General features: G+C 44.9%; 19 protein-coding genes. 18 read left to right on the top strand and 1 reads right to left on the bottom strand.

Features of this window, described 5'->3' with window-relative positions:
* Positions 1-13 precede the first annotated feature (13 nt).
* From TPET_RS03415 to hup, 18 genes are all read left to right on the top strand, one after another.
* Positions 14-307, top strand: a complete 294-nt coding sequence (locus tag TPET_RS03415) for an RnfABCDGE type electron transport complex subunit B (protein ID WP_048810860.1) — start codon at positions 14-16, stop codon at positions 305-307.
* Positions 294-1,307, top strand: coding sequence for a DNA-processing protein DprA (gene dprA, locus TPET_RS03410; protein ID WP_011943282.1), 1,014 nt, complete (start codon positions 294-296; stop codon positions 1,305-1,307). Before TPET_RS03415 ends, dprA begins: the two co-directional genes overlap by 14 nt.
* Positions 1,308-1,311: 4 nt before the next feature.
* Positions 1,312-1,563: a carbon storage regulator CsrA gene (gene csrA / locus TPET_RS03405; protein WP_011943281.1), complete on the top strand. Its 252-nt coding sequence runs from the start codon at positions 1,312-1,314 to the stop codon at positions 1,561-1,563.
* Positions 1,526-1,816, top strand: a complete 291-nt coding sequence (gene gatC / locus TPET_RS03400) for an Asp-tRNA(Asn)/Glu-tRNA(Gln) amidotransferase subunit GatC (RefSeq protein ID WP_004082956.1) — start codon at positions 1,526-1,528, stop codon at positions 1,814-1,816. Before csrA ends, gatC begins: the two co-directional genes overlap by 38 nt.
* Entirely contained in the window at positions 1,813-2,139 is a 327-nt protein-coding gene (locus TPET_RS03395; protein ID WP_004082957.1) for a YraN family protein, read from the top strand. The genes gatC and TPET_RS03395 overlap by 4 nt, the downstream gene beginning before the upstream one ends.
* Position 2,140: 1 nt before the next feature.
* Positions 2,141-2,593 (top strand): SsrA-binding protein SmpB, encoded by a 453-nt coding sequence (smpB, locus tag TPET_RS03390; RefSeq protein WP_011943280.1) that lies wholly within the window; start codon positions 2,141-2,143, stop codon positions 2,591-2,593.
* 50 nt (positions 2,594-2,643) lie between these two features.
* A complete protein-coding gene (gene rpmB, locus TPET_RS03385) occupies positions 2,644-2,856 on the top strand; it encodes a 50S ribosomal protein L28 (protein WP_008193812.1) in 213 nt (70 codons plus the stop codon).
* Between the two features lie 159 nt (positions 2,857-3,015).
* Positions 3,016-3,273 carry a hypothetical protein gene (locus TPET_RS03380; protein WP_238374317.1) on the top strand — a complete coding sequence of 86 codons (258 nt, stop codon included), beginning with the start codon at positions 3,016-3,018 and terminating at the stop codon, positions 3,271-3,273.
* On the top strand, positions 3,260-4,270 hold the full coding sequence (locus TPET_RS03375; protein ID WP_011943277.1) for a 3'-5' exoribonuclease YhaM family protein: 1,011 nt from the start codon (positions 3,260-3,262) through the stop codon (positions 4,268-4,270). Before TPET_RS03380 ends, TPET_RS03375 begins: the two co-directional genes overlap by 14 nt.
* Positions 4,263-6,164, top strand: coding sequence for a type I DNA topoisomerase (gene topA, locus TPET_RS03370; RefSeq protein WP_011943276.1), 1,902 nt, complete (start codon positions 4,263-4,265; stop codon positions 6,162-6,164). The genes TPET_RS03375 and topA overlap by 8 nt, the downstream gene beginning before the upstream one ends.
* A complete protein-coding gene (locus TPET_RS03365) occupies positions 6,079-6,990 on the top strand; it encodes a D-alanine--D-alanine ligase (RefSeq protein WP_011943275.1) in 912 nt (303 codons plus the stop codon). The genes topA and TPET_RS03365 overlap by 86 nt, the downstream gene beginning before the upstream one ends.
* On the top strand, positions 6,987-7,655 hold the full coding sequence (locus TPET_RS03360; protein WP_011943274.1) for a DUF47 domain-containing protein: 669 nt from the start codon (positions 6,987-6,989) through the stop codon (positions 7,653-7,655). The genes TPET_RS03365 and TPET_RS03360 overlap by 4 nt, the downstream gene beginning before the upstream one ends.
* Positions 7,656-7,667: 12 nt before the next feature.
* The gene (locus TPET_RS03355; RefSeq protein WP_011943273.1) at positions 7,668-8,876 is read left to right on the top strand and encodes an inorganic phosphate transporter; all 1,209 of its coding nucleotides are present in this window, start codon (positions 7,668-7,670) and stop codon (positions 8,874-8,876) included.
* A 13-nt stretch (positions 8,877-8,889) separates the two neighbouring features.
* Positions 8,890-9,990 (top strand): DNA polymerase III subunit beta, encoded by a 1,101-nt coding sequence (gene dnaN, locus TPET_RS03350; protein WP_011943272.1) that lies wholly within the window; start codon positions 8,890-8,892, stop codon positions 9,988-9,990.
* Positions 9,991-10,000: 10 nt separating this feature from the next.
* The gene (gene mnmG / locus TPET_RS03345; RefSeq protein ID WP_011943271.1) at positions 10,001-11,881 is read left to right on the top strand and encodes a tRNA uridine-5-carboxymethylaminomethyl(34) synthesis enzyme MnmG; all 1,881 of its coding nucleotides are present in this window, start codon (positions 10,001-10,003) and stop codon (positions 11,879-11,881) included.
* Positions 11,878-12,597: a pseudouridine synthase gene (locus TPET_RS03340; RefSeq protein ID WP_011943270.1), complete on the top strand. Its 720-nt coding sequence runs from the start codon at positions 11,878-11,880 to the stop codon at positions 12,595-12,597. Before mnmG ends, TPET_RS03340 begins: the two co-directional genes overlap by 4 nt.
* Positions 12,557-14,230 (top strand): excinuclease ABC subunit UvrC, encoded by a 1,674-nt coding sequence (gene uvrC, locus TPET_RS03335; RefSeq protein ID WP_011943269.1) that lies wholly within the window; start codon positions 12,557-12,559, stop codon positions 14,228-14,230. The genes TPET_RS03340 and uvrC overlap by 41 nt, the downstream gene beginning before the upstream one ends.
* 180 nt (positions 14,231-14,410) lie before the next feature.
* Positions 14,411-14,683 carry a DNA-binding protein HU gene (gene hup, locus TPET_RS03330; RefSeq protein WP_011943268.1) on the top strand — a complete coding sequence of 91 codons (273 nt, stop codon included), beginning with the start codon at positions 14,411-14,413 and terminating at the stop codon, positions 14,681-14,683.
* A 28-nt stretch (positions 14,684-14,711) separates the two neighbouring features.
* On the opposite strand, the gene mnmE is transcribed toward hup, so the two are convergent.
* Positions 14,712-16,064 (bottom strand): tRNA uridine-5-carboxymethylaminomethyl(34) synthesis GTPase MnmE, encoded by a 1,353-nt coding sequence (gene mnmE / locus TPET_RS03325; protein WP_011943267.1) that lies wholly within the window; start codon positions 16,062-16,064, stop codon positions 14,712-14,714.
* Between the last annotated feature and the right edge of the window lies 1 nt (position 16,065).

The raw sequence follows: 16,065 nt of genomic DNA, 5'->3' as shown, positions 1-16,065 counted from the left end.
GGAGGTGAAGGAGTTGGAAGTCATCTACTCGACGCTCTTGCTCGCTGTTCTGGGTTTTGGGTTCGGGGCTTTTCTTGCTTATTCTGCGCAGAAATTCAAGGTGGAAGAAGATCCACGTGTGAAGATGATAACGGAGGTTCTTCCTGGAATAAACTGTGGCGCGTGCGGTTTTGCCGGGTGTGAAGCCTACGCGAAGGCGATCGTGAAGGGTCAGGCGGAAACGAACAGGTGTCTCCCCGGAAGACCTCAGGGTGTCGAAGAGAAGATAAAGAAGATTCTCGAGGAGTACAAGAATGTCTCCTCTTGAGATGGCTCTGCTCGTTCATCGTGGTGAGTTCCATCTTCGGGAACTGGAACCGGAGTTACCTCTCGAAAAATTTCTGAAGAACGCGGATCCAAAAAAGACGAGGAAGTTTCTTGAAAAGTGCGGAAAAGAAGAATTAGAAAGGCAAAAGGAACTGATAAGGAAACACAATGTGAAGCTCGTTTCGTTCTGGGAAGATGACTACCCCCAGCACTTGAGGGAGATCAGGTATCCGCCAGCTGTTCTTTTTGTGAGGGGCAACACGGAACTCTTGAAAGAAAAATGTGTGGGAGTTGTAGGAACAAGGAGACCCACAAGTTATGGAGTGAACGTCACAAAGCGCTTTGTTAAACTGCTGAGCGAATACTTTGTGATCGTTTCCGGCATGGCGTTTGGAATAGATTCCGTTGCACACAAGGAAGCCCTGAGTTCTGGAGGAAAGACGGTGGCGGTTCTCGGCACAGGAGTGGATGTTGTTTATCCGCGATCGAACGAACGACTCTTCCATGAAATTGTGAAAAACGGGTGTGTTGTCAGTGAGTATCCAATGGGAACTCGTGCTCGAAAACATCATTTTCCAGCGAGAAATCGAATCATAGCGGGTCTTTCTGATGCGATCATCGTCACAGAGGCTCCCATCAAAAGCGGTGCACTCATAACGGTGAAGTTTGCTCTGGAAAGCGGTCGTGATGTGTTCGCCGTTCCCGGTGATATAGATAGGAAGACCAGCAAAGGTACGAACTATCTGATAAAGTCGGGTGCCTATCCCCTCACCGACGAGGAAGACCTTGAAACTCATTTTGGAATCAGAAGAATCGCTTCCCCATCGCTCGATGATGACAAAAAGAAGATCTACGATCTGTTGAGAAGTTCGCCAAAAACAGTCGATGAGCTTGTTGAAGAATTGGGGTGGAGCGTTTCGGAGGTCCTCAGGGTGATATCGGAGATGGAACTGATGGGAATGATCTGGTTCGACGGCGGTGCATACAGATTGCTGGGGTGATAACGTGCTGGTTCTCACTAGAAGAGTAGGGGAAAAGATCGTGATTGGTGAGGACATAGTGATTACTGTCCTGAAGATAGAAGGAAATTCTGTTAAAATTGGTATAGAGGCACCAAGGCATGTGAAGATTCTTCGTGAGGAACTCTACGAAGAACTCAAGAGTGAGAACATAAAAGCTTCTGAAGTTTCAAAAGATGACCTGAAGGGGGTTTTAAAAAATGATAAAGGTTACAAAGGACCTGGTACTTCATCTTGAAAATCTGGCAAGGTTAGAACTCTCCGAAGACCAGAGAGAAAGTCTGATGAAAGATTTTCAGGAGATACTCGATTACGTGGAGCTCCTCAACGAAGTCGACGTGGAGGGTGTGGAGCCAATGTACACACCCGTTGAGGACAGCGCCAAACTCAGAAAAGGAGATCCGAGGTTCTTTGAAATGCGGGACCTCATAAAGAAGAACTTCCCGGAAGAAAAAGACGGTCACATAAAAGTCCCCGGAATCCACAGATGATGGACTGGAAGGAAGCGGAAGAACTCGCATGTAAATTTTTGAAGAAAAAAGGTTACAAAATTCTTGAAAGAAACTACAGAACGAAGTACGGTGAGATAGACATAGTGGCGCGCGATGGGAGAGAGATAGTTTTCGTGGAAGTCAAAAGCGGAAGTGGGAAAGTGGATCCTCTTGAAAGAATAGATCTCAAAAAGGTGAGGAACCTGGAACAGACAGCGAGATTTTACATGATTCAGAACAAATTAAAAGGACCAGCGCGGGTTGATTTTGTGAGGGTGACCCCGGAAGGAATAGACCATTTTGAAGGTATCTGGCTGGGGTGAGATGGTGAAGGTTGTTGCCACGAACAAAAAAGCCTACACGGACTACGAGATCCTGGAAACTTACGAAGCGGGAATCGTTCTCACAGGAACGGAAGTGAAATCCCTGAGGAACGGCTCAGTCAATTTCAAGGATTCCTTCTGTAGATTCAAGAACGGGGAGCTTTACCTTTTGAATTTACACATTCCACCCTACAGTCACGGTGGAGTTTACAACCACGATCCTGAAAGGCCGAGGAAACTGCTTCTTCACAAAAGAGAACTGAAGAGACTCATGGGTAAGGTACAGGAAGAGGGAGTAACGATAGTTCCACTGAAGATATACTTCAACGATCGCGGGATTGCAAAAGTGGAGATAGCCGTTGCTCGAGGAAAAAAGAAGTATGACAAGAGAGAAGCGATAAAAAAGAGGGAAATGGAAAGAAAGATCAGGGAGTACATGAAGTATTCGAGATAGTTATGGTATACTCTTGGAGAGAGAAATCAGACTCACGGGAGGGCATGATCATGGCAAAGAGATGTGAAGTGTGCGGAAAAGCTCCTAGATCCGGAAACACCGTTAGTCACTCAGACAAGAAGTCAGGAAGATGGTTCAGACCCAATCTCCAGAAAGTAAGAGTGGTGCTTCCAGATGGAACGATTAAAAGGATGAGAGTCTGTACATCCTGTTTGAAGTCTGGGAAAGTGAAAAAGTACGTTGGACAAGTTTCGGAGGTGTGAGCGGGCTGTTGGCCCGCATTATTTATGGCTGTAATAAGATTCAGGGTCCCTTTCTGGTATAAGTTCATCATGATTCTGCTATGGGTTGTGAGCTTTGACCTCACAATTTTCCTTTTTTATAAACCTCTCCACTTGATTTTGAGGATTTTCTTCCTGATTTTGGATATAATCTTTGGTGTATGGGTGCTCACTCTCTTCAAGAAAGAGATAGTGATCGATGTAGAAAAAAACAGAGTGGTTCTGGAGAGGAAATCTTTTGATTTTTCTTCGATTGAGAGAGTCGAAAGGTACGGGATGTCGATTGTTTTCTATTTGAATGATGGAACACGTCGTGTTTTCTCTCATCCCGTGGAGGATTTTGAACTTTTGAAGAAATTGATTGACGAGAAGGGAAGTGGTTGTTTTGAAGCTCGGTGATTTGATGCCAAGAGATCTGTTAAAACAGGAACTGTTTGTTCAGGATTTGAAGAGTCGTATCAACGACAGCGTTGAAATCATCCTGAAGGTTAGGAGTAAAAAACTCCAGGAGACGAAAGACAGTAAGAAATTCCTGATCATGACGCTGGAAGACAGGACGGGAACCGTCAGGGCTGTAGACTGGTACAATGCTGAGCTCAACGATCAACGCTTGAAAGAAGGGACCGTCGTCAGGGTGAAAGGCAGAGTGGTATTTTTTGAGAACAGAATACAGATAAACGTGGATAACGATTACGGTGCTATAAAGATCCTGAAGAACGACGAGTACGATTACACAAAATTCGTCGCACAGTCGAAGAAAGACCTGGAGGTTTTGAAGAAAAAACTTTTTGTTCTTTTGGATCAAGTAAAAGATCAGCACTACAAAAAACTCTTGAAGGCTTTCTTTGAAGATAAAGAGTTCTCTGAAAAATTCTTCAGATCACCGGCGGGTATGAGAGTTCATCACGCCTACATAGGCGGTCTTCTGGAACACAGTGTCACGGTCGCTGAGATCTGCAGAGAGATCAGCAAATATTACTCTCTCGATAGAGATCTTCTCATAACTGGAGCCCTTCTTCATGATGTTGGGAAGGTGGAAGAGTACAAGATCACAGAATCCGGGATCGAAGTGACCACTGAAGGGGAGTTGAAGGGGCATATAGCGATAGGGGCGGCTATGATCAGCGAAATGGGGAAAAAGTTGTCTATTCCAGAACACAAGATCCTCGAGTTGGAGCACATAATCCTTTCTCACCATGGAGAACTCGAGTGGGGATCACCCGTGGTTCCAAAAACGATAGAGGCTTTAATAGTTCACCACGTTGAGAACTTGGATTCCAAGATAGCTCGATTCATTGAGGTTATTGAAAGTTCCGAAACGGATCAGGGATGGACAGAGTACGATAAGAATCTGGGAAGGAGAATCTTTTTAAGAGGTGAAGTAACTGATGAATAGGAAAGTGAAGAAATACATCGTCGTTGAGTCTCCTGCCAAGGCGAAGACGATCAAGAGTATTCTTGGAAACGAATACGAAGTCTTCGCTTCGATGGGTCATATCATAGATCTTCCCAAAAGTAAATTTGGGATAGATCTGGAAAAGGATTTCGAACCGGAATTCGTGGTAATAAAAGGGAAAGAAAAAGTGGTCGAAAAGCTGAAAGATCTTGCAAAAAAGGGAGAACTGCTCATCGCTTCTGATATGGATAGGGAAGGAGAAGCTATAGCCTGGCACATAGCCAGAGTGACGAACACTCTTGGGAAGAAGAACAGAATTGTGTTCTCTGAGATCACTCCTCGCGTGATAAGAGAAGCCGTTAAAAATCCTCGAGAAATTGACATGAAGAAAGTTCGAGCACAGCTTGCAAGGAGAATTCTGGATAGGATCGTTGGTTATTCTCTGAGTCCGGTACTCTGGAGAAATTTTAAAACCAACCTGAGCGCTGGCAGGGTCCAATCGGCTACACTGAAGCTCGTTTGTGATAGAGAGAGAGAAATCCTCAGGTTTGTACCAAAGAAGTACCACAAGATCACCGTCAAATTCGATGGTCTCACGGCAGAAATAGATGTGAAAGAAAAGAAGTTTTTCGACTCTGAAACGTTGAAAGAGATCAAGAGTATAGACGAACTCGTCGTAGAGGAGAAAGAGGTTTCTTTGAAAAACTTTTCACCTCCAGAACCCTTCAAAACCAGTACCCTCCAGCAGGAGGCGTATTCCAAACTGGGTTTCTCCGTTTCCAAAACCATGATGATCGCCCAGCAGTTGTATGAAGGTGTAGAAACGAAAGATGGGCATATCGCGTTCATAACCTATATGAGAACAGATTCAACGCGTGTATCGGATTACGCGAAAGATGAAGCCAGGAATCTGATAACAGAAGTCTTTGGAGAGGATTATGTTGGTGCGAAAGGAGCAAAGAGAAAAGGCAACACAAAAATACAGGATGCGCACGAAGCGATTCGTCCCACGAACGTTTTCATGACACCCGAGGAAGCGGGGAAATACCTGAATCCTGACCAGAAAAAACTCTACGAGTTGATATGGAAGAGATTTCTCGCTTCTCAGATGAAGCCTTCTCAATACGAAGAAACTCGCTTTGTCCTGAGAACAAAAGACGGAAAGTACAGATTCAAAGGAACGGTGTTGAAAAAGATTTTCGATGGATACGAAAAGGTGTGGACGACGGAAAGAAACACAGGGGAGTTTCCTTTCGAAGAAGGAGAATCTGTGAAACCGGTGGTTGTAGAAATAGAAGAACAGGAAACCAAACCAAAACCAAGGTACACTGAAGGTTCACTCGTGAAGGAAATGGAAAGGCTTGGTATAGGTCGTCCCAGCACCTACGCATCCACGATAAAGCTCCTGTTGAATAGGGGTTACATAAAGAAGATCAGAGGTTATCTCTATCCTACTGTCGTTGGAAGTGTTGTCATGGATTATCTGGAGAAAAAGTACTCCGACGTTGTTAGCGTTTCTTTCACGGCTGAGATGGAGAAGGATCTCGATGAAGTCGAACAGGGCAAGAAGACAGACAAGATCGTCTTGCAAGAGTTTTATCAATCCTTTTCCAGTGTGTTCGATAGGAACGACAGGATTGTGATCGATTTTCCAACGAACCAGAAATGTTCGTGTGGAAAAGAAATGAGACTCTCTTTTGGGAAATACGGCTTCTATTTGAAATGTGAGTGTGGTAGCACCAGAAGCGTGAGAAACGATGAAATTGCAGTCATAGACGATGGAAAAATATTCCTGGGGAGGAAAGACAGTGAGAGTGGCTCTCCTGATGGGAGGAGTATCAAGGGAAAGAGAAATCTCCCTGAGAAGCGGAGAAAGGGTAAAAAAAGCTCTTGAAAAACTTGGGTATGAATACACCGTTTTTGATGTTAAAGAGGATTTTCTCAAAGAAGTGGATCAGTTAAAAAGTTTTGATGTGGTCTTCAATGTTCTCCATGGAACTTTTGGTGAGGATGGAACGCTTCAAGCAATTCTGGATTTTTTGGGAATTAGATACACCGGGTCCGATGCGTTTTCAAGTATGATTTGCTTTGATAAACTAGCAACTTACAGGTTTTTAAAAGACATCGTCGAGATACCTGATTTCATAGAGATCAGGGAATTCATGGAAACTTCTCCCCTCGGGTATCCCTGTGTGGTAAAACCGAGGAGGGAGGGTTCAAGTATAGGAGTGTTCATTTGTGAATCGGATGAAGAGTTTCAACACGCGCTCAAAGAAGATTTACCACGATATGGGAGTGTGATTGTTCAAAAGTACATCCCTGGCAGGGAGATGACCGTGTCTATTTTAGAGACAGAAAAAGGTTTCGAGGTCCTTCCCATTCTTGAGTTGCGACCGAAGCGTCGGTTCTACGACTACGTTGCGAAGTACACGAAAGGTGAAACTGAGTTTATTCTTCCTGCTCCTTTGAATCCTTCGGAAGAACGACTCGTCAAGGAAACAGCCCTCAAAGCATTTGTGGAAGCTGGTTGCAGAGGTTTTGGAAGAGTGGATGGTATTTTCAGCAATGGTAGGTTCTACTTTCTGGAAATCAACACAGTGCCAGGTTTAACAGAAACCAGTGATCTTCCAGCAAGTGCGAAAGCGGGGGGGATCGAGTTCGAGGAACTCGTTGAAATCATCTTAAAAAGCGCCTTTTTGAAGGGAGAGGTGAGAGCATGAAATTTATAGAAAGAATGCTCCCGGAGGAGTCTCCTATTGATCTTCTCATAAATCTTTCCAGAAGAGGCGAATCGGCTGTTGTACTTCTCAAGGATGCTATCGAGGATTACTTCGCCGGAAAATTCGGGGAAGGCCACCTCAATCGTGTGATCTCTCTGGAGCGAGAGTCGGATGAGATCAAGTCAAAGCTGAAGAGGATGTATCTCAAAATGAAGTACACCTACTTCGAGAAAGATGACTTTCTTTACATAGTTCACAAAGCAGATGAGATTCTCGACCTTGTCAGGGATATCGTCATTATGCTCGATATGAACAGGGTTGAAAATGTGCCGGAGAATATCAAAGAGTTGTTCGGGGAACTCGTTGAAAACGTATTGGATACTATCAGAGAAACCACCGAAGTAATCGAACAGCTCCGCGTACTCGCGGAGAGCGATTTTTCACCTTTTGAAAAAGAAAAGGAAGAAAGAGAAATATTTGACGTGTCCATGGAGGAGAGGGAAGTCGACGCAATATCAAGAAATCTTGGTAAAAAACTCTATTCCCTCAAGAACAGTATGAATCCAATAGATCTGATGTTCCTGAGCAAAGTGGCAAGACTTATTTCGAAGATCGCCGATCAGGGCAAAGATATCACAAAGAGGATAAATTCCATCCTTAGATGAGGAGGGAATAACGTGACAATACTTATCGTAGCTGGCATACTTGGTTTCATCATGGCTTTCTCCATAGGAGCCAACGATGTGGCGAATTCCATGGCGACAGCCGTTGGGGCAAAGGCCATAACTGTACGACAGGCAGCAACTATAGCGATGTTTCTCGAGTTTCTTGGGGCAATTATGTTCGGCTCTCATGTCTCCCAAACGATCGTCAAAGGAATAGTGGAAGTGGAGAAAGTTCAACCGGTGGAACTAATGTATGGTTCGCTGTCGGCACTGATTGCAGCTTCACTGTGGATCCTTATAGCGACCAACTGGGGTTATCCTGTTTCCACAACTCATTCCATAGTCGGAGGAATGATTGGATTCGGTCTTGTGGCAGTGGGCGTAGATGGTATAAACTGGAAAACATTCCTATTCATAGTACTTTCCTGGATTGTTTCCCCTGTTTTCGGCGGTTTGATCTCTTTTGTGGTATTCAAGCTGATCTCTCTCTCAGTGTTCCACACAAAAAATCCGAAGAAATCTTCCACTATAGCTATCCCGTTTTTCATATCCCTCGCGGTTTTCACAATGACATCTCTTTTTGTAAAAAAGACGCTCAAACAGTCTCTCAGTGAATCCCTTATTCTTGGTATCATTTTTTCCATTGTAACATTTTTTGGAATTCACTTCACTGTGAGAAAACTGGTGAACAAAACAAAGAATGTGTACGATGCGGTTGAGAACGTGTTCAAACGCGCTCAGATTCTCACTTCCTGCTACGTTTCTTTCTCCCATGGGGCCAACGACGTCGCCAATGCTGCGGGTCCTGTAGCAGCGGTCATGATCGTTGCGTCAACGGGTGTTGTTCCAAAAACCGTGGAGATACCGTTTCTGGCACTTCTTCTTGGAGGAATTGGGATCTCATTGGGAGTGTTCTTCTTTGGGCAAAAAGTGATGGAAACGGTGGGGGAGAAAATAACGACGCTCACAAATTCCAGAGGATTCACCGTGGATTTTTCCACAGCAACGACTGTTTTGCTTGCTTCGTCACTTGGTCTTCCTGTCTCCACGACACACGTTGTGGTGGGAGCTGTCACGGGTGTTGGCTTCGCCAGAGGACTCGAAATGGTGAACGTTGGTGTGTTGAAAAACATCGTTATATCCTGGCTTCTCATAGTACCAACGGTGGCAGCGACTTCTGCAGCTGTTTACTGGGGTTTGAAGCTGATATTAAAATTCTAATGGGGGTGTGATGATGAAAATAACCGTTACGACTCTTGAATTGAGAGACAAAATAACCATTGCTTCAAAAGCACTTGCTAAAAAATCTGTGAAACCCATTCTTGCCGGATTCCTTTTCGAAGTGAAAGATGGAAATTTCTACATCTGTACGACCGACCTTGAAACGGGAGTCAAAGCAACCGTGAACGCCGCTGAAATCTCCGGTGAAGCACGTTTCGTGGTACCGGGAGACATCATCCAAAAGTTGGTCAAAGTTCTTCCGGATGAAATCACAGAACTTTCTTTAGAGGGTGATGTTCTTGTTATAAGTTCTGGAAGCACCGTTTTCAGAATTACCACCATGCCCGCGGATGAATTTCCTGAGATAACACCGGCTGAATCTGGAATAACTTTCGAGGTCGATATTTCGCTCCTCGAAGAGATGGTTGAAAAGGTCATCTTCGCTGCCGCCAAAGATGAATTTATGCGAAATCTGAACGGAGTCTTCTGGGAACTCCACAAGAATCTTCTCAGGCTGGTTGCCAGTGATGGGTTTAGACTCGCACTTGCAGAGGAACAGATAGAGAATGAGGAAGAGACGAGTTTCTTGCTCTCTTTGAAGAGCATGAAAGAAGTTCAAAATGTGCTGGACAACACAACGGAGCCGACTATAACGGTGAGATACGATGGAAGGAGGGTTTCCCTGACGACAAACGACGTGGAAACGGTGATGAGAGTAGTCGACGCTGAATTCCCCGATTACAAAAGAGTAATCCCCGAAACTTTCAAAACAAAAGTGGTGGTTTCCAGAAAGGACCTTATGGAATCGTTGAAAAGAGTGATGGTAATCGCCAGCAAGGGAAGCGAATCTGTGAAGTTCGAAATAGAAGAAAACGTCATGAGGCTCGTGAGCAAAAGTCCAGATTATGGAGAAGTGATCGATGAAGTTGAAGTTCAGAAAGAGGGGGAAGACCTCGTGATCGCTTTCAACCCGAAGTTCATCGAGGATGTTTTGAAGCACATTGAGACTGAAGAAATAGAAATGAACTTCGTGGATTCCACCAGCCCCTGTCAGATCAATCCACTCGACATTTCTGGATACCTCTACATAGTAATGCCCATCAGATTGGCGTGAGGTGGTTGATTTGAGACCTGAGGACGATCGTGTCTACGATGTGATCGTTGTGGGAGCTGGTCATGCAGGAATAGAGGCGGCTCTTGCGGCCGCGCGGATGGGTTTCAGGGTACTTGTTCTCGCGGTTAATCCAGACACCGTAGGATGGGCCCCGTGCAATCCCGCCATAGGTGGTCCGGCAAAGGGTGTTGTGGTTCGCGAAATAGACGCTCTTGGTGGAGAGATGGCCAAAACCACCGACGAGACGATGATAAACATACGAATGCTGAACGTGAGTAAAGGACCCGCTGTGAGGGCTTTAAGGGCTCAGATAGACAAGATCTTGTACAGCAGAACGATGAAAAGAAAGCTGGAAACGAATCCGAACATAGTACTAAGGCATGGCATCGTTGAAAAGATTCTGACGGAGAAAGGAAAGGTTAAAGGGGTTGTAGACAATTACGGGATAGACTACCTGGGAAAGGCTGTGATTGTGACAACAGGGACTTTTCTGAGAGGAAAGATATTCATCGGTCGTTCCACGTTTCCAGCAGGTCGGATGGGAGAGTTTCCGGCGACAAAACTCACGGAGAGTCTCATAGAACTGGGATTCGAGGTTGGTAGATTCAAGACAGGAACGCCGGCTCGTGTGTTGAAACGCTCTATAAACTTTTCTGTCATGGAAAGGCAAGACACTTCGGATGAACCCCTTGCTTTTTCCTTCTTTGACGAACCGAGAGTGCTTCCGAAGGATTACCCCTGCTGGCTGACCAGAACGAACCCGGAGACCCACAGTATAATAAGACAGTATCTGGAATTTTCGCCCCTGTATGGAACGGTCAAACTCATAGAAGGAGTAGGACCAAGGTACTGTCCTTCCATAGAGGACAAGGTTGTCAAATTCAAAGACAAAGAATCGCATCAGGTCTTCGTGGAACCGGAAGGAAGAGACACAGAAGAGTACTACCTGAACGGTTTGAGTACGAGTCTTCCCTATGAAGCACAAATAAAGATGATAAGAAGTGTGAAAGGGTTGGAAAACGCTATCATCACTCGTCCTGCCTATGCGATAGAATACGACTATATAGATCCCAGACAGCTCTATCCCACGCTTGAATCCAAACTTGTGGAGAATCTCTACTTCGCAGGTCAGGTGAATGGGACGAGCGGATACGAGGAAGCGGCTGGGCAGGGTATAATCGCCGGTATAAACGCTGCTCTCAAACTCCGTGGAGAGTCTCCCCTCATTTTGAAGAGATCCGAGGCTTACATTGGTGTTCTGATAGACGACCTGGTAACAAGGGGAGTGGATGAACCGTATCGACTTCTCACTTCGAGGGCCGAGTATCGTCTCCTTCTCCGACACGACAACGCTCATCTGCGACTGGCAAAGTACGGTTATCGAGTGGGACTGATTCCCAAGTGGTTTTACGAAAAGGTACTGAGTCTTGAACGTAGAATAAACGAAGAGATCGAACGTTTGAAGAAGGTCGCTGTGAAACCTTCTGACAGGATCAACGATCTTTTAACTTCTCTGGGAACCAGTCCTCTCAAAGAGTCGGTCTCTCTATATCATCTTTTGAAACGTCCTCAGTTGAGTTACAGTACGCTGAAGTTTCTGGATCCAAACCCCATGGATGATCCAGAAGTCGTGGAGCAGGTGGAAATAAACGTGAAATACGAGGGATACATCCAGAAGATGTTTGAAGAGGTCGCTGTCTTTGAAAAGTATGAAAATTACGAGGTACCGTACGATTTAGATTACGACGCGGTTCCAAATCTCTCCACAGAAGCGAAGGATAAATTGAAGAAGATCAGGCCAAGATCCATCGGTCAGGCTATGAGAATCCCGGGAATAAACCCTTCCGATATTTCGAACCTCATAATCTACCTGGACAAGAAGAAACAATGAGACTGGACAGGTATCTTTCGAACAGTGGTGTGGGAACAAGAAAAGAAGTGAAAAAACTGATAAAACAGGGCAGGGTGACCGTTAACGGGAGAGTGGTGCTCGATCCTGGTCATTCTGTGTCGGAGAACGATGTTGTTGTACTCGATGGTGAGACGGTGAACTTTCACAGAAAGGTTTACATTCTCTTCCACAAGCCTTCAGGATACGTGACCAGCACGAAAGATCCCCATTCGGAAACCATCATGGAATTTCTTCCCCCATTGAAAGGAATTTTCCCCGTTGGAAGGCTCGATAAAGATGCCGAAGGTCTCCTGATAATAACTAGCGATGGTGATTTCGCTCATCGTGTGATTTCGCCGAAATGGTCTGTAGAAAAAGAGTACATTGTGAAGGTAGAAGGAGAAGTCACAGAAGACAAGATAGAAAAGTTGAAAAATGGTGTGACTTTAAGGGACGGTTTTTTCGCAAAAGCGAAGTGTGTGGAGAAGCTGTCGAACGACACGTTGAAGATAGTTATAACGGAGGGTAAATATCATCAGATCAAACGGATGACGGTTGCTGTGGGTCTAAGAACAGTGCATTTGAAGAGAACTAGAATTGGCAGACTCGTTCTACCCGAGGACATGAAACCTGGAGAGTACAGATTCTTGAGTGAAGAGGAGGTGAAGAAGGTTTTTGAAAGAGAAGATCAGAAAGAAGATACTCCTCGCTCCTGAAGAACCTGGTGTTTACATCTTCAAGAACAAAGGTGTTCCCATCTACATAGGAAAAGCAAAGAGATTGTCCAGTAGATTGAGGAGTTACCTCAATCCCCAGACGGAGAAAGTGTTCAGAATTGTCGAAGAGGCCGACGAACTGGAAACGATCGTTGTGATGAACGAAAGGGAAGCGTTCATACTCGAGGCGAATCTCATAAAGAAGTACAGGCCAAAGTACAACGTTCGTCTCAAAGACACGAATTTCTATCCTTACATCAGGATATCCGATGACGAAATACCGTACGTTGAAATCGTGAAGAGAAAACTGAGGGATGGAACGTACTTCGGCCCCTACACCAGTGTTCAATTCGTCAGAAATCTGCTGGAAATACTCCAAAAAATAATGGGATTCAGAACCTGTAAATCTGATTTGAAAAGAATAAAGAGGCCCTGTTTTCTTTATCACCTCGGTAGGTGCACCGGCCCGTGCATTGGAAATATAGAATCGCATGGAGAAGCGGTAAGAAGGCTGAAAGAGTTCCTCTCGGGGAACATGGAAGAAGTCTTCGATTATCTGAAAGAAAAGATGGAAACTCACAGCAGAATGCTCGATTTCGAGAACGCTGCAAAGTACAGGGATCTTCTTTTGAATCTGTCGAATGTTCTGGAATCTCAGGGAGTGGTTTTTGAAGAAAGTATCAGCTGTGATGTTCTGGTCCACGCACACGATCTGTTCGTGGTTCTGAGAGTCAGAAATGGTTACCTGGTAGGGAAGATCTCCTTTGAAATGGAAGGGGGAAATGTGGAAGATTTCATCAGAGAATACTACGTATCCGGGAGAGGTGATATCCCGAAAACTCTCATTCTGGAGAGTGATCTGGATGAAATGGATTACTCGTCTCTCGGTTTTGAGTATGTAGGACCGCCGCGTTCCACCACAGAAGAAGATCTCCTTGAGAAAGCAAAGAAGAACCTGGAAAACGAGTTAAAAATGAGAGGATTGAGAAAGGAAGCGCTCGAAGAATTGATGAAGCTCCTGAACATGAAGGATTTTCCGTACAGGATAGAAGGGATCGATATTTCTCATCTTCAAGGAAAATACACCGTGGCTTCTCTGGTGGTGTTCGAAGATGGATTTCCCAAAAAGAGCGATTACAGACGTTACAAGATCGAACAGGATCATCCAGATGATTACGAATCGATAAGAACAGTCGTGAAAAGAAGATATTCGAAACACCCGCTTCCAAATCTTCTGTTCGTGGATGGAGGAATAGGGCAGGTGAACGCCGCTGTCGAAGCGTTAAAGGAAATAGGAAAGGACTGTCCCGTGGTTGGACTCGCGAAGAAGGAAGAGACCGTTGTCTTTGAGAACAGAGAAATAAAACTTCCACACGATCACCCGGTTTTAAGACTCCTCGTTCAGATAAGAGACGAAACACACAGATTCGCTGTGAGTTACCACAGAAAGCGGAGGGAGAAAGAATCACTCAGGTCTGTTCTTGACAGTGTGCCCGGAATAGGTCCCATTAGAAAGAAAAAGCTCATTGAATACTTTGGTTCTCTGGAGAATATTCGTTCTGCCTCTCTGGAAGAAATAGCAAGGGTCATTGGTAGTGCTGAGATAGCGAAAAGAATCCTGGATGTTTTGTAAATTTTCTGTAACCAATTCTAAATTTTATCTTATATTTCGAAATTCCGCTTTTTATGGGGATTTTAGAACTTTCAGGCTTCGAAGTGCTTTTGTAAAGGGACTTGCAACACCCCACTGTAAAATGGTATATTTACAAGCAGTGAGAAGGATGCTTTACAACCCTAGAAAGGAGGGGGTTTCATGAACAAAAAGGAACTCATCGACAGGGTGGCGAAGAAAGCAGGTGCGAAGAAGAAGGATGTAAGAGTGATTCTCGACACCATTCTTGAAACGATCTCAGAAGCTCTCGCAAAAGGGGAAAAGGTTCAGATCGTTGGGTTCGGAAGCTTTGAGGTGAGAAAGGCTGCTGCAAGAAAAGGCGTGAATCCTCAGACAAGAAAACCCATCACCATTCCCGAAAGAAAGGTTCCGAAGTTCAAACCCGGAAAAGCTCTCAAAGAGAAGGTCAAGTGATAGGGGAAGGGGAACCCCTTCCCCTTATTCATTTTCCAACGCAGAAATTGGAGAATATGGTATCAAGCAGGTCCTCCCTGAAACTCCTTCCCGTCACTTCATCGAGAAGACTGAGAGCTCTTTCCAGATCTATAGAAGCCATATCAACCGGCATTCCTTCCTTCAAAGACTTTATAGCGTCTTCCAGATGTCCTTTAACGTTTTCAAGCAACTGCTTTTGTCGAAGGTTCGTTATAAGGGAATCAGAACCTCTTTCAAAGATCTCCTGAGTTTCTCTGTAGATGGCTTCCTCCAGTTTTTCAAGTCCTTCTCCTTTCAGGGCAGATATCTTCACCATGTGTCTGTCTGTTCCGAGTTTGTTTTTTATCTCCTCTTCATTTATCTTCTCCACCACATCCACTTTGTTTATCACCACAAGATAGCGTTTGTTCTTTATCCTTTCGAGGATTTTTCTGTCTTCTTCGTCAAGCGGTGAAGAAGCGTCGAGCACAAACAGTACTATGTCGGCTTTCTCTATTTCCTGAAGAGTTCTCTCTATCCCCAGTCTCTCGACCAGATCGTTCGTTTCCGATCTCACACCAGCTGTGTCGACTATCCTGAAAAGTATTCCTCTTATGACGATTTCCTCACTGATAACATCCCTTGTTGTTCCAGGTATATCTGTGACGATCGCTCTGTCCTCGTTCAAAAGTCGATTCAGAAGAGTGGATTTTCCCACGTTGGGCTTTCCCACGATAACCATCCTGAAGCCTCTGTTGAGAAGAATGCCTGCATCTGCTTTTTTCAGTTCTTTAGTGAGCTTTTCTTTTATTCGCTCCAGCCTGGTTACCACTTCACCTGTGTTTGTTTCTATCTCGTCTGGATAATCGAGCTCTACCCGTATCTCAGCAAGAACTTCTATGAGTTCTCTTCTCAAGCTCTCAACAAAGTCCTTCAATCCTCCCTTGAGGTTTCTCAGGGAGAGTTTCAAACTGGTTTCGCTTTTTGCCTCTATGAGATCTCTCACAGCCTCTGCCGAAGTGAGATCCATTTTTCCGTTCAAAAAAGCTCGTTTTGTGAACTCGCCAGGTTCAGCCATCCGCGCTCCAGATTTCAAGAAGAGATCCAGCAGCTTCTTCACCACGAGTGGTCCTCCGTGGCACATCACCTCTACCATGTCCTCTCCTGTGTAACTCTTCGGCGATTTGTAGAAAATGACTACCACTTCATCCACATCTTCTCCGTTTTCGTGGATCCAGCCGTGGATTGCCTTTCTTGGAACGATTTCCGATCGTGTTCGAAGGTGTTTCTGAACGATTTTCCAGCTATCTGGACCGCTCAACCTGAGAATCGCGATTGCTCCTTTTCCGGGAGGGGTAGCTACAGCGACAATGGTGTCCACA

This window comes from Thermotoga petrophila RKU-1 (assembly GCF_000016785.1).
In the GTDB taxonomy this organism is placed as follows: Bacteria; Thermotogota; Thermotogae; order Thermotogales; family Thermotogaceae; genus Thermotoga; species Thermotoga petrophila.
This window is presented reverse-complemented; position numbering and strand designations above follow the sequence as displayed.